A 12,572-nucleotide genomic window follows, 5' to 3' on the forward strand; every position below is an offset into this window, starting at 1 on the left:
GTGTGGTCCTGACGCCCCAAGGCTGGCGTCAAGTCGTGTGGAGATGCAGCCGGCTCAACCGGGCTCGCGATGCATCGTCAATCCGCAAGGCGACGGTGGCAAAGTGCAGGGCTCACCGGGGAGATCACGTATAGGCCGTAACCCATTGTGCAGGGAAAGCCGGATGATCCGGTTCACCTGTGGTCTACTCGTGCGCATCTTGTGCACGACCGCGGGTGCAATCGGCGCCCGGCTTTCCCTGCGCCCTCCTTGTTTGAGGAGGGTGAAACTGATGGCATAGCTCGGGCGCATCGCGCCGCGGGGACGTGTTTCGTTGTTCTGAAGAACCTTCTTGCGTCGTCCCTGCGAACGCAGGGACCCATAACCCCGGTCAACTGATGCAATGACGCAGTGGTTCAACAAGCCCGTTAACACCACCTGCAATATCGATTGCACGGCGTATGGGTCCCTGCGTTCGCAGGGACGACGGATGAAGTTGGGTCCCGTCAACCCCATGGTAACGAGTTTTCTTTACACTCTGCCAACCATAAGCCGCAGCGTGATCAGGGCTTGTCGGCGAGCGAGTGCGTATCATGTTGCGTTTGAAGATCCTGGCCTCGGCTGTTCCGTTGCTGATTGCCGCCGTGTTCGCGCGCGGCGACCTCCTGCCGGGCGCGCGGCCCTGCATCGCGGTCGGCGAGGGCTCGGTCCAGCTCACCTCGCTGTCCTGGCAGGCGCAGTCTCACGTCAGCTTCACCCGCGATCCCTCCCTGGCCACCGTGCGGGTCCAGCTCACCGACAATGCCGCGACCGCCGATTTTGCCGTGCTCGACGATATCGACGGCACGGAGGTCCAAGCAGCAGCACGTGGCTGCGAGGTCAACGCCGCCACCCGCTTCGTGGCGATCTCCGCCACATCATCGACATCCGGGCCCGTGATCTACCTCGCGCCGGACGGTCCCGCCGATTACCGGATTTTTGTCGCATCGAAGCACTTTTCGGCCCGCGATGCCGCCGCCCTCATCGTCGGCGCCAATGGCGCGCCCCGTCGGCTGGCCGCCGCTTTCTAGTTCTGCTCTTAACTTCTTGTAAACCACGTTCCGATCGGACGACGCCAAGCCATCCGGCCTCAAGCACTTCGCAAGGTCGCCGCGCCATCTTCAGCGCCGCGACAGATGCGGCGATACAGCGACAGGGTCACGGCATGAAGCGGCGGATTTTCCGGATCAAGCTACGCATACGCCGTTTCGCCCGGCGCCACCCGTGGCTCACCTTCACCTTCCGCTCCTTCATGATCTTCTCGGCCGCCTTCGGCGGCGCCTATGGCTTCATCTCCGGCAGCCGGGTCGAGGGTTCCGGCTACGATCCCCACGCCTTCGCGATCGGCGCCAGCTTCCTGTTCGCCCTCGCCTGCCTTGGGCTCGCCACGCTGAGCTTCCGGCTGCGCTGGGTGCGGCAGACCATGCGCAAGATGGCGCTGCACAACGAAGCGCTGGTCGACCGCAATTGGGAACTGCAGGAGGCCGAGCAGCGCGCCCGCAGCCTGTTCGAATCGCAGGGCGACCTGATCGTGCTGCGCGCCGGCGACGGCCGCATCACCTTCGCCAACGATGCCTGGTGCGAACTGGCGGAGCTGCCGCGCGAAAAACTGATCGGCAGCCGGTTCGCGCTCAACGTGCTGGAGCAGGGCGCGACCGCGATCGAGACCAACGGCACACGGATCCACGACCAGAAAATCGCGACCGCGTCGGGCGCGCGCTGGGTCGCCTGGCGCGAAGGCCTGGTCCGGAGCGATGCCGGCGCGCCTTCGGAAATGCAGAGCGTCGGCCGCGACGTCACCGACCGCACCGAGACCGAGCGCGCGCTCGGCGAGGCCCGCGATCACGCCGACGCCGCCAACCGCGCCAAGTCGCGATTCCTGGCGATGGCGTCCCATGAAATCCGCACGCCGCTGAACGGCATCATCGGCATGAGCGGCCTGCTGCTGGATACGCCGCTGACGCCGGAACAGGCGACCTATGCCAGGGCGGTGAAGACCTCGGGCGACGCACTGCTGTCGCTGATCGAGGAATTGCTGGATTATTCCAAGATCGAGGCCGGCAAGATCGATCTCGAACACCGCCCGTTCGCGCTTTCCGCGTTGATCGAGGATATCACCGAATTGCTGGCGCCGCGGGCGCAGGCGCGGCAACTCGAGATCGCAGCCTATGTCGACGAGCGGCTGCCGATGGAAGTGGTCGGCGATGCCGCGCGGCTGCGCCAGGTACTGCTCAATCTCGCCGGCAACGCCATCAAATTCACCTCGACCGGCGGCGTGGCGCTGATCGTCGAGCCCGGCCTTTGGCCCAATGAAATCAGCTTCCTGGTGCGCGACACCGGCATCGGCATTGCGCCCGAGGCGCGGGAGCGGATCTTCCGCGAGTTCGAGCAGGCCGACGAGCGCATCGCGCGCAGCTATGGCGGCACGGGCCTGGGGCTCAGCATCTCCGAGCGAATCGTCAAGCGCATGGGCGGCCGCATCACGCTGCAGAGCGAACTCGGCAAGGGCTCGACCTTCGAAGTGTCGATTCCACTCGCGGCCGCCGAAGGCAAGGCAAGCGAGCAGCCTGGGTTTGCCGCGCCGGATCTGACCGATCAATCGATCATGCTGGTCGGGCCGCAGAGCATCGAGGCTTCACTGATCGCGCGGCGGCTGCAACGCTGGGGCGGCCAGACCTGCGTGGTTGCGGATATCGCGGTGGCGCGGGCGCTGCTGCCGGAGCGCGCCTGGCACGCCGTGCTGATCGACCACGCCCTCGGCGCCGGCGAAGCCGCGGCGCTGGCCGACCTCGCCTGCAAGCATGCGATCCATCGCATCGTGCTGTTCACGCCGGCCACCCGGCATGAACTGCAACCCGCTGCGACCTCCGCTTTCACCGGCTACCTGATCAAGCCGCTGCGTGCCGCGTCGCTGGCGACGCGCCTGAGCATGCCGCCGGAAGTGCCGGCGCCTGATCTGGCCGGCGATGCCCTGATCGATACACCAGACAATGTCGCGGCGCCCTCGATCGCGCCGGCGCGCGGGCTTTCGATCCTGGTGGCGGAAGACAACGAGATCAACGCACTGTTGATGCGCTCGCTGCTGGCGCGCCTCGGACACGTTGCCGTCATCACCACCAATGGCGAGGAAGCGCTGGAATCCTGGCTGGCGGCCAAATCCGCCGGCGCGCCCTATGATCTCGTGTTGATGGATATCCAGATGCCGCGGCTCGACGGCATCGAGACCACGCGGCGGATCCGCGAATGCGAGGCTGGCCAGCCCGGCCGGCAGACGCCGATCCTGGCGCTGACCGCGAATACGCTGGTGGAGGACCGCTACGCCTGCTTCGAAGCCGGCATGGACGGCTTCCTCATCAAGCCGCTCGATCGCGAAAAGCTCGCCGATGCACTGGCGGGCCTCGCCGCCTCAAGGCATCTCGCGGCCTAAAGCCCTGTCATCCGCCGGCAATTGCGGCGTCACATGGCTGTCGGATGCCCGTGATCTCTCAACCCTCGAAGACCGCACCGATTCGCGGTCGCGAGGGAAGCCATGCAGAACGGCGAATTGGCGCGATCGACACAGCGCCTGATCCGGTTGCTGCGGCCGGAGACGATCGGGGCCACCGCGCAGGCGGCGATCACCTGGTTCAAGCCGCTTCCGGTCACGCTGGGACGGCTCGGCGCGCTCGAAGTCAGGCTGGCGCAGGAAAAACGCGAGGTCAGGCGCGCGCAAAAGCTGCGCTACCGCGTGTTCTACCGGGACGGCACCGCCATCGCCGATGCCGCGACCCTGTTGGCCCGCCGCGACAAGGATGCGTTCGACAGGATCTGCGATCATCTGATGGTGATCGATCACGCCGCCAAGCCGTCGATGAGCGGCAGACTGCCGGTGGTCGGCACCTACCGCCTGCTGCGCCAGGAGGTGGCGGAACGGAATGGCGGCTTCTACACCGAGAATGAGTTCGACATATCGAGCCTGACCGATCGCCACGCCGGTTTGCGCTTTCTCGAACTCGGGCGATCCTGCGTGCTGCCGCGCTATCGCACCAAGCGCACCGTCGAACTGCTGTGGCACGGGATCTGGAGCTATGTCCGCCAGCACCGGCTCGACGTCATGATCGGCTGCGCATCGTTCGAGGGCACCGATCCCGATCGGCTGGCGCTGCCCTTGTCGTTCCTGCATCACTATGCACAGGCCCCGGCAGCCTGGCGCGCCAGCGCGCATCCCTCCCGCCGGATCGAGATGAACCGGATGGCGAAGGAGGCGATCAATCCGAAGGCCGCGCTTCACGAGCTACCGCCTTTGATCAAGGGATATCTGCGATTGGGCGCCTTTATCGGCGACGGCGCCGTGATCGACCATCAGTTCGGCACCACCGACGTGCTGATCGTGATGCCGGTGTCGGCGATCTCAGCCCGCTACATCGAGCACTTCGGAGCCGATGCCTCGCGGCACGCAGCTTAGCGCGTCGGCCTAAAGCCGGCGCAGCGCCACGGTTTCGACCACGTGATCGGCGCCCTTTTTCAGGATCAGCGTCGCGCGCGGCCGGGTCGGCAGGATGTTGTCCTCGAGGTTGGCGAGATTGGTGCGCTCCCAGATTGCCAGTGCGGTAGCCGTGGCTTCGTCGTCAGACAACAGCGCGTAGCGATGGAAATACGATCGCGGATCGGTAAACGCGGTATCGCGCAGCGCCAGAAAGCGCCGGACGTACCAGTTGCGCAGCACCGGCTCGTCGGCGTCGATATAAACCGAGAAATCGAAGAAGTCCGACACCACCGGAACCGCCTTGCCGTCGCGCGGCAGCCGGCCGGTCTGCAGGACATTGACGCCTTCGACGATCAGGATATCCGGCCGGTCGACCTCGACCCATTCGTTCGGAACGATGTCGTAGGTCAGATGCGAATAGACCGGCGCCCGCACCTGACGCCGTCCCGCCTTGATATCGCTGAGGAACGACAGCAGCATTGGCAAGTCGTAGCTCTCCGGAAAGCCCTTTTTCTGCATCAGACCTTGCCGTTCCAGCACCGCATTGGGGAACAGAAAGCCGTCGGTGGTCACGAGATCCACCTTGGGCCGCGGCGACCAGCGCGTCAGCAGGGCCTGCAGCACGCGCGCGGTGGTCGATTTGCCTACCGCGACCGATCCGGCGACGCCGATGATGTAAGGCACCTTGCGATCGCGGATGCCGAGGAATTGCCGTTGCGCCTGGTAGAGCCGGTGGGTGGCATCGACATAGATCGACAGCAATCGCGACAGTGGCAGGAAGATCTCCTCGACCTCTCGCATGTCGAGGCGGTCATGCATCGAGCGCAGCCGCTCGAACTCGCCCGGCTCCAAAGTCATCGGCGTGTCGTCGCGCAGGCGCGCCCACTGCTCCCGCGAGAATATCCGGTATGGGTTGTATTGTTGATCCGGTGCCCGAATGTCCATCCAGCCGCCTCTAGCGTTGTGACCTTGGCTCTTACGTGTCGCGCTTGCGCGCGGCTTTTTCTTCCAGTCCGGACGTGCCTGTGCGCTGTGCCAGCGCGGCCTCGACCTCTTCAAACCGGACGTCGCGGGATTTCAACAGCACCAGCAGGTGAAACAGCAGGTCGGCACTTTCGGCGATCAGGTGGTCGCGGTCATTCTCGACCGCGGCAATCACGGTTTCCACCGCCTCCTCGCCAAGCTTCTTGGCGCAATGCTCCGCACCCTTGTTGAGAAGTTTGACGGTGTAGGACACCTCGCCCCCCGCCGCCGCACGGGCATCGATGGTGTCAGCCAGATCGTGGATCGTGAAACGCGGCATCAACTCAAACCCACACACGGCGCCGCGGGAGCCGGGGCGCTTTCTCCTCAGGGGATGTAGCACTTCCGTCGCAAAGAGTCGTCAGGGATCGAGCCGCATCGGCAGGCCGGCGCGCACCATGTGGTCCTTGGCCTGACGTATGGTGAATTCCCCGAAGTGAAATATCGACGCCGCCAGCACCGCGGTCGCATGGCCCTGCCGGATGCCGTCGACCAGATGATCGAGATTGCCCACCCCGCCGGAAGCAATGACCGGAACACGGATACTGTCGGCCACCGCCTGGGTCAGCGGCAGGTCGAAACCCTGTCTTGTGCCGTCCCGGTCCATCGAGGTCAGCAGGATTTCGCCGGCGCCGAGCGAGACTACTTCCTGGGCGTATTCGATGGCATCGATGCCGGTGGAATTGCGCCCGCCATGGGTGAAGATTTCCCAGCGCTCGCCGCCACCGCCACGCTTGACGCGCTTGGCGTCGATCGCCACCACGATGCACTGATCGCCGAATTTCTCCGCCGCTTCCTTGACGAATTCGCGGCGGCTGACCGCGGCGCTGTTGATCGACACCTTGTCGGCGCCGGATCGCAGCAGCATCTTGATGTCATCGACGGTGCGCACCCCGCCGCCCACGGTCAGCGGCATGAAGCAGGCTTCCGCCGTGCGCCGGACCACCTCCATCATGGTGCCGCGATTTTCATGCGTGGCGGTAATGTCGAGAAAGCACAGCTCGTCGGCGCCAGCGGCGTCATAGGCGATCGCCGCCTCGACGGGGTCGCCGGCGTCGCGCAGATCAACGAAGTTGACGCCCTTGACGACTCGGCCGTCCTTGACGTCGAGACAGGGAATCACGCGCACCTTGAACATTGCAGTCTCCTAGGCCGCGCGCGCGCGGCGGATCAGCGCCAGCGCCGCCGCGGGATCGAGACGGCCGTCATAGAGCGCGCGGCCCGCGATCGCGCCGGCCAGTTTCCCGGCGCGCGGCGCCAGCAGCGCCTTGACGTCCTCGATCGAGGCAAAACCGCCGGAGGCGATGACGGGGATGGAAATCCGCTCAGCGAGCTCGACCGTGGCGTCGAGATTGAGGCCCTTCAGCAGGCCGTCGCGCGCGATATCGGTGAAGATGATCGCGGCGACACCGGCATCCTCGAAACGCCGCGCGATTTCCAGCACGGTGACCTGCGAGGTCTCGGCCCAGCCCTCGACCGCGACCTTGCCGTCGCGCGCATCGAGACCGACGGCGACACGGCCGGGGAATTTTTTCGCAGCGCCCTTCACCAGCTCCGGATCGCGCACCGCGGCGGTTCCGATGATGACGCGGGTAACGCCCTTGGCGAGCCATGCTTCGACGGTGGCGATATCGCGAATCCCGCCGCCGAGCTGCACCGGCATGGTGACGGCCTTGAGCATCGATTCGACGGCGGCCGCGTTCATCGGCTTGCCGGCGAAAGCGCCGTCGAGATCGACCACATGCAGATACTCAAAGCCCTGCGCGGCAAAGCTCTGCGCCTGCGCCGCGGGTTCGAGGTTGAACACGGTGGCGCGCGCCATGTCGCCCTGCTCGAGGCGGACACACTGGCCGTTCTTCAGGTCGATGGCGGGAAAAAGAATCATGCAACGCCTTCTCGCAAGGACGCAGGTGAACTCCCCTCCCCCCACGAAGTGGTGGGGAGGGGTCGGGGGTGGGGGGTGGCGCGGCGTTCACCGATGCTGCGGTCCCTGCCGAGGCACCCCCCACCCCGCCACCTTCGGCGTCGACCCTCCCCACCGCTCGCAAGCGCTCGCGGGGGGAGGGAAAAGGATGCCGCTGTCGGGAGAAGAATCACGGCTTCCATCGCAAAAAATTCGAAATCAGGGCCAGCCCGAAGCGCTGGCTCTTCTCCGGGTGAAACTGGGTGCCGATCGCGGTGTCCTTGCCGACCATCGCGGTCACCGGCCCGCCGTAGTCGGCGCGCGCCAGCACTTCCGACTCGTTGGTGGCATTGAGATGGTAGGAGTGCACGAAATATGCGTGGCGGCCTTTCGGGCCGAGCGGCAGCCGCTCGAGCACCGGATGCTCCCGGACCATGTCGAGCGTGTTCCAGCCCATATGCGGAATTTTCAGGTTCTCTTCACGCGGCGAAATCTTTTCGACGTCGCCCGCGATCCAGTTGAAGCCGTCCGTCGTGACGTGCTCCTTGCCGCGTGTCGCCATCAGCTGCATGCCGACGCAGATGCCGAAAAACGGCCGGGCCTTGTCGCGCACCGCTTCGGTCATGGCCTCGATCATGCCGTCGAGCGCATCCAGTCCCCTTCGGCAATCGGCGAAGGCGCCGACCCCGGGCAGCACGATGCGATCGGCGCGGTACACCGTTTCGGGATCGCGGGTCACCACGATCTTTTCCGGCACAGCCATGCCACGCGCGGCGCGCTCGAACGCTTTCGCGGCAGAGTGCAGATTGCCGGAGCCGTAGTCGATAATGGCGACGCTCACCGCGAGCCTCCCGGTTCCGGAAACAATCCGATGATCTCGCTTCGCGGAATTGGCGGCGGCCGTGAAAACGGCTGGCCGGGAGCATCCCGTGTCGGCGGCGGCCCGCCGCGCTCGACCGCCAGCTGATCGTTGACAAGCGAGCGCTGCTTGGCGGTCCAGCGATCGAAAAACCGCCGCTCGGCGGTTTCCAGATCCTCCGCCACCACGATGTCGAGCTGGCGCCAGTTGCGCCGCGACAGGGTCCAGCGCCGCAGGCTCGCCGCTTCAAGGCCCATCAGCAGCGCCAACAGGATGTCGACGAGAAAGATCGCGTTGCCGCCAACGCCGAGCGCCGCCGCGCCAAAACCGACCGCGACCATCACGGCAATCCAGCCGATCAGCGCCAGCCACAGTCCATGCCAGAGCAGCCAGACCGGTCCCAGCAGGGCCGCCCAAAAATGAAAGCCGTCGCGAACGAAGGCGAACCTGTCGGCCGCCCGAATTCCCGCATCGTTCAGTACTGGAGCATGAACCGTGTAGACCGGCATCGCATCTCTCCGCCGAAACCTTCAGTGAGCATGATCTTTTCGGAAAACTGGTTCCCACTCTTCCGGATCGTGCTCGAAAAAATCAGCCGCCGAGCTGGCCCTTGGTGGACGGCACTTCGCCCGCGGCGCGCGGATCGATCGCGACGGCTGCACGCAGCGCCCTCGCCAGACCCTTGAAGCAGGATTCGGCGATATGATGGCTGTTCTCGCCATATAGGGTCTCGACGTGCAAAGTCACGCCGGCATTGATCGCAAAGGCATTGAACCATTCGCGGACCAGTTCGGTGTCGAACGCGCCGATCTTGTCGCGCGGAAACTCGACCTTGAACACCAGCACCGGACGGCCGGAAATGTCGATCACGACCCGTGACAGCGTCTCGTCCATCGGCATGTGGACCCCGGCATAGCGGGTGATCCCGGCCATGTTGCCGAGCGCCTGCTTCACCGCCTGTCCGATCGCGATGCCGACATCCTCCGTGGTGTGATGGTCGTCGATGTGGAGGTCGCCGACCGCCTTCACGGTTAAATCGATGCGCGAATGGCGGGCCAGGAGATCGAGCATATGATCGAAAAAGCCGATCCCGGTCGCGACGTTGGACACGCCGGATCCGTCGAGGTTCACCGTCACCTCGATATCGGTCTCTTTGGTCTTGCGCTTGATGGTCGCCGTGCGCATGAAAACTGCTTTCCCTTGGCCGAAAACGCGGCCCTTTTAACAGGCCGATGACGCCTTCGCTACTGCGGGATGACCCGCTGGAGGCCGAACTTGGGCCTATGGTGACCTGAATCGGGCGAGCTCTCCTGTTTTGACGCGTTTTCCTCACGCGAACCGGTATCCACCCCGGATCAAGTCCGGGGCAGGCTTTCGCTCGAAAACGCTATGGAATCCCGCCGATTGTAACCGAAGCCGCGAACCCCTAAATCTGGGCGAACGCGAGGTATTACATGCAGGAATCACAATCCCCGTCGCCGGGCTGGCACGGCACCACCATTTTGACGGTCCGCAAGGGCGGCAAGGTGGTGATCGGCGGCGATGGCCAGGTCTCGATCGGCCAGACCATCATCAAGGGCAACGCCAAAAAGGTCCGCAAACTCGGCAAGGGCGACGTGATCGGCGGCTTTGCCGGCGCCACGGCCGACGCCTTTACCCTGTTCGAGCGGCTGGAAAGCAAGCTCGAGCAGTATCCGGGGCAATTGACCCGTGCGGCGGTCGAACTCGCCAAGGACTGGCGAACCGACCGGTATCTGCGGCGGCTGGAAGCCATGATGATCGTCGCTGACAAGGATGTCTCGCTGGTCCTGACCGGCACCGGCGACGTGCTGGAGCCGGAAACCGGCGTGATGGCGATCGGATCCGGCGGCAACTACGCCCTGGCGGCGGCCCGCGCCCTGGTCGATTCCGACAAGGATGCCGAGACCATCGTGCGCCGCGCGCTCGATATCGCCGCCGACATCTGCGTCTATACCAACCGCAACGTGACCCTAGAGACGCTATAGAGCGGCTGACCGATGGCGCCGGATCACCTGTTCCGTCCGATGATCGCCGTCCCCGATGGCGAGGCCCTGTTGATGGTGCGCAACCCATGACGCTCGAACGCAACGCCGCCCCCGCCGCCAGCGGCCTGACACCGTGGCAATGGACGCTGATCGCGGCTTGCCTGGTTGCCCTGCAGGCTGCCATCCTGTTTGCGATGGGCCGGCTGCCGATCTGCGCCTGCGGCTACGTAAAAGTCTGGCACGGCGTGGTGCTGAGCTCGGAGAACTCGCAGCACATCGCCGACTGGTATGTGTTTTCGCACATCCTCCACGGCATGCTGTTTTACGGCGCCTCGTGGCTATTGCTGCCGAAGGCGCCGTGGCAGGCACGCCTGATCGCCGCCATGCTGGTCGAGGGCGCCTGGGAGCTGGCGGAGAATTCCGACTTGATCATCAACCGGTATCGCACCGCCACCGCGGCATTTGATTATTTCGGCGACAGCATCGTCAATTCGGTCTCGGATATGCTGGCCATGGTCGCGGGCTTCCTGCTGGCGAAGCGGCTTCCGGTAGCGGGAACGGTGGCGCTAGGCCTGCTGTTCGAACTCGTGATGTTGCTTCACATTCGCGATAATCTGGCGCTGAACATCATCATGCTGATCCATCCCGTCGAGGCGATCAAGCTGTGGCAGGCCGGGCCTCCGATCATCTGATGCCGCTTGTGCCGGCCACATTTCGAACCTAGCTAGGATCCATGACCGACTTCTCTCCCCGTGAAATCGTTTCCGAACTCGACCGCTTCATCGTCGGCCAGGCCGACGCCAAGCGCGCGGTCTCCATCGCGCTGCGCAACCGCTGGCGACGGCTGCAGCTCACCGGCCTGCTGCGCGAGGAAGTGCTGCCGAAAAACATCCTGATGATCGGCCCGACCGGCGTCGGCAAGACCGAAATCGCCCGGCGGCTGGCAAAACTGGCGGGCGCGCCCTTCATCAAGGTCGAAGCCACCAAGTTCACCGAGGTCGGCTATGTCGGCCGCGACGTCGAGCAGATCATCCGCGACCTGGTCGAGGTCGCGATCGCGCAGACCCGCGAACGCAAGCGCAAGGACGTGCAGGCTCGCGCGCAGCTCGCCGCCGAGGAGCGCGTGCTCGATGCCCTGGTTGGTCCCGGCTCCGGCCCCTCGACGCGGGATTCGTTTCGCAAGAAACTGCGCGGCGGTGAGCTCAACGACAAGGAAATCGAGATCGAGACGCAATCTTCCGGCGGCACCCCGATGTTCGAGATTCCCGGGATGCCCGGCGCGCAACTGGGCGCAATCTCGATCGGCGATATCTTCGGCAAGATGGGCGGACGGACCAAGACCCGCCGCCTGACGGTGGCGGACTCCCACGAACTCCTGGTCAACGAGGAATCCGACAAGCTGCTGGACAACGATCAGCTGGTGCAGGAAGCGATCCATGCGGTCGAGAACAACGGCATCGTGTTTCTCGACGAGATCGACAAGATCTGCGTGCGTGACGGCCGCACCGGCGGCGACGTTTCGCGCGAGGGCGTGCAGCGCGACCTGCTGCCGCTGATCGAGGGCACCACGGTCTCGACCAAGCACGGCGCCGTCAAGACCGACCACATCCTGTTCATCGCGTCAGGCGCGTTCCACATCGCAAAGCCGTCGGACCTGCTGCCGGAATTGCAGGGCAGGCTGCCGATCCGCGTCGAGCTGGAAGCGCTGACCCGCGACGACATGCGCCGAATCCTGACCGAGCCGGAGGCGTCGCTGATCAAGCAATATGTCGCGCTGCTGCAGACCGAGGGCGTCACGCTCGACATCACCGCCGACGCCATCGATGCACTTGCCGACGTGGCGGTTGCGGTCAACTCCACGGTCGAGAATATCGGCGCGCGGCGGCTGCAGACCGTGATGGAGCGCGTGCTCGACGAAATCTCCTTCGCCGCCCCCGACCGTCATGGCGAGACCATCCAGATCGATGCCGCCTACGTGCAGAAGCACGTCGGCGACCTCGCCAGGAACACGGATCTGAGCCGGTTTATTCTGTAGGCATCTTGTCGTCCCTGCCTAGTATCGACTATCCGAGATGGGTGAGTCGCTTGCTGCCCATGCTTCGAGACGCTCGCGTCGCTCGCTCCTCAGCATGAGGTTGTGGCGTTTCAACAAGGTAAACCTCATCCTCTTATGTCCCATGTCAAGAGTAGAGGCATGACGAAGGGTTTCTCCGTGAATTGCGGAGAAGAATGAGTGGGGATGTGATCGTGCAAAGGTGGAAGCAGAACCCAGAGACGTCGGTCAACAAGCTCTTATTC

At 64.6% G+C, this 12,572-nt stretch carries 13 protein-coding genes; 6 read left to right on the plus strand and 7 right to left on the minus strand.

All coding sequences use genetic code 11. The annotated features are described in order from the left end of the window. The first annotated feature begins 572 nt into the window (after window positions 1-572). The 3 genes from Q7U29_RS04870 to Q7U29_RS04880 all read left to right on the plus strand — a co-directional run bounded on the left by Q7U29_RS04870 (window position 573) and on the right by Q7U29_RS04880 (window position 4,462). Complete coding sequence (locus Q7U29_RS04870; protein ID WP_304739091.1) at window positions 573-1,049, plus strand: hypothetical protein; 477 nt, start codon at window positions 573-575, stop codon at window positions 1,047-1,049. Between the two features lie 134 nt (window positions 1,050-1,183). After that, window positions 1,184-3,445 (plus strand): ATP-binding protein, encoded by a 2,262-nt coding sequence (locus Q7U29_RS04875; protein ID WP_304739093.1) that lies wholly within the window; start codon window positions 1,184-1,186, stop codon window positions 3,443-3,445. Window positions 3,446-3,547: 102 nt separating this feature from the next. Further along, complete coding sequence (locus Q7U29_RS04880; RefSeq protein ID WP_304739094.1) at window positions 3,548-4,462, plus strand: GNAT family N-acetyltransferase; 915 nt, start codon at window positions 3,548-3,550, stop codon at window positions 4,460-4,462. A 9-nt stretch (window positions 4,463-4,471) separates the two neighbouring features. On the opposite strand, the gene coaA is transcribed toward Q7U29_RS04880, so the two are convergent. The 7 genes from coaA to hisB all read right to left on the minus strand — a co-directional run bounded on the left by coaA (window position 4,472) and on the right by hisB (window position 9,453). Continuing rightward, window positions 4,472-5,428, minus strand: a complete 957-nt coding sequence (gene coaA, locus Q7U29_RS04885) for a type I pantothenate kinase (RefSeq protein WP_304739095.1) — start codon at window positions 5,426-5,428, stop codon at window positions 4,472-4,474. 31 nt (window positions 5,429-5,459) lie between these two features. Further along, on the minus strand, window positions 5,460-5,786 hold the full coding sequence (locus Q7U29_RS04890; protein WP_304739096.1) for a phosphoribosyl-ATP diphosphatase: 327 nt from the start codon (window positions 5,784-5,786) through the stop codon (window positions 5,460-5,462). Window positions 5,787-5,867: 81 nt separating this feature from the next. Then, on the minus strand, window positions 5,868-6,644 hold the full coding sequence (hisF, locus tag Q7U29_RS04895) for an imidazole glycerol phosphate synthase subunit HisF (RefSeq protein WP_304739097.1): 777 nt from the start codon (window positions 6,642-6,644) through the stop codon (window positions 5,868-5,870). 9 nt (window positions 6,645-6,653) lie between these two features. Further along, complete coding sequence (hisA, locus tag Q7U29_RS04900) at window positions 6,654-7,391, minus strand: 1-(5-phosphoribosyl)-5-[(5-phosphoribosylamino)methylideneamino]imidazole-4-carboxamide isomerase (RefSeq protein ID WP_304739099.1); 738 nt, start codon at window positions 7,389-7,391, stop codon at window positions 6,654-6,656. Window positions 7,392-7,599: 208 nt separating this feature from the next. Further along, window positions 7,600-8,250, minus strand: coding sequence for an imidazole glycerol phosphate synthase subunit HisH (gene hisH, locus Q7U29_RS04905; RefSeq protein WP_304739101.1), 651 nt, complete (start codon window positions 8,248-8,250; stop codon window positions 7,600-7,602). Beyond that, window positions 8,247-8,777: a DUF2628 domain-containing protein gene (locus Q7U29_RS04910; protein ID WP_304739103.1), complete on the minus strand. Its 531-nt coding sequence runs from the start codon at window positions 8,775-8,777 to the stop codon at window positions 8,247-8,249. The genes hisH and Q7U29_RS04910 overlap by 4 nt, the downstream gene beginning before the upstream one ends. Before the next feature lie 82 nt (window positions 8,778-8,859). Continuing rightward, window positions 8,860-9,453, minus strand: coding sequence for an imidazoleglycerol-phosphate dehydratase HisB (gene hisB, locus Q7U29_RS04915; protein ID WP_304739106.1), 594 nt, complete (start codon window positions 9,451-9,453; stop codon window positions 8,860-8,862). Window positions 9,454-9,722: 269 nt separating this feature from the next. On the opposite strand from hisB, the gene hslV reads away from it, so the two are divergent. The 3 genes from hslV to hslU all read left to right on the plus strand — a co-directional run bounded on the left by hslV (window position 9,723) and on the right by hslU (window position 12,309). After that, window positions 9,723-10,274, plus strand: coding sequence for an ATP-dependent protease subunit HslV (gene hslV, locus Q7U29_RS04920; protein WP_304739108.1), 552 nt, complete (start codon window positions 9,723-9,725; stop codon window positions 10,272-10,274). An 86-nt stretch (window positions 10,275-10,360) separates the two neighbouring features. After that, the gene (locus Q7U29_RS04925; protein WP_304739110.1) at window positions 10,361-10,966 is read left to right on the plus strand and encodes a DUF2585 domain-containing protein; all 606 of its coding nucleotides are present in this window, start codon (window positions 10,361-10,363) and stop codon (window positions 10,964-10,966) included. A 41-nt stretch (window positions 10,967-11,007) separates the two neighbouring features. Continuing rightward, entirely contained in the window at window positions 11,008-12,309 is a 1,302-nt protein-coding gene (gene hslU, locus Q7U29_RS04930; RefSeq protein WP_304739112.1) for an ATP-dependent protease ATPase subunit HslU, read from the plus strand. The last annotated feature ends 263 nt before the right edge of the window (window positions 12,310-12,572 follow it).

The sequence above is a fragment of the Bradyrhizobium sp. genome, assembly GCF_030654605.1.
In the GTDB taxonomy this organism is placed as follows: Bacteria; Pseudomonadota; Alphaproteobacteria; order Rhizobiales; family Xanthobacteraceae; genus Bradyrhizobium.

What these genes read in the sequence shown, in the direction of transcription:
- Q7U29_RS04870 (WP_304739091.1), top strand. Translation starts at nt 573, where the DNA reads ATGTTGCGTTTGAAGATCCTGGCCTCGGCTGTTCCGTTGCTGATTGCC.
- Q7U29_RS04875 (WP_304739093.1), top strand. Translation starts at nt 1,184, where the DNA reads ATGAAGCGGCGGATTTTCCGGATCAAGCTACGCATACGCCGTTTCGCC.
- Q7U29_RS04880 (WP_304739094.1), top strand. Translation starts at nt 3,548, where the DNA reads ATGCAGAACGGCGAATTGGCGCGATCGACACAGCGCCTGATCCGGTTG.
- coaA (WP_304739095.1), bottom strand. Translation starts at nt 5,428, where the DNA reads ATGGACATTCGGGCACCGGATCAACAATACAACCCATACCGGATATTC.
- Q7U29_RS04890 (WP_304739096.1), bottom strand. Translation starts at nt 5,786, where the DNA reads ATGCCGCGTTTCACGATCCACGATCTGGCTGACACCATCGATGCCCGT.
- hisF (WP_304739097.1), bottom strand. Translation starts at nt 6,644, where the DNA reads ATGTTCAAGGTGCGCGTGATTCCCTGTCTCGACGTCAAGGACGGCCGA.
- hisA (WP_304739099.1), bottom strand. Translation starts at nt 7,391, where the DNA reads ATGATTCTTTTTCCCGCCATCGACCTGAAGAACGGCCAGTGTGTCCGC.
- Q7U29_RS04910 (WP_304739103.1), bottom strand. Translation starts at nt 8,777, where the DNA reads ATGCCGGTCTACACGGTTCATGCTCCAGTACTGAACGATGCGGGAATT.
- hisB (WP_304739106.1), bottom strand. Translation starts at nt 9,453, where the DNA reads ATGCGCACGGCGACCATCAAGCGCAAGACCAAAGAGACCGATATCGAG.
- hslV (WP_304739108.1), top strand. Translation starts at nt 9,723, where the DNA reads ATGCAGGAATCACAATCCCCGTCGCCGGGCTGGCACGGCACCACCATT.
- Q7U29_RS04925 (WP_304739110.1), top strand. Translation starts at nt 10,361, where the DNA reads ATGACGCTCGAACGCAACGCCGCCCCCGCCGCCAGCGGCCTGACACCG.
- hslU (WP_304739112.1), top strand. Translation starts at nt 11,008, where the DNA reads ATGACCGACTTCTCTCCCCGTGAAATCGTTTCCGAACTCGACCGCTTC.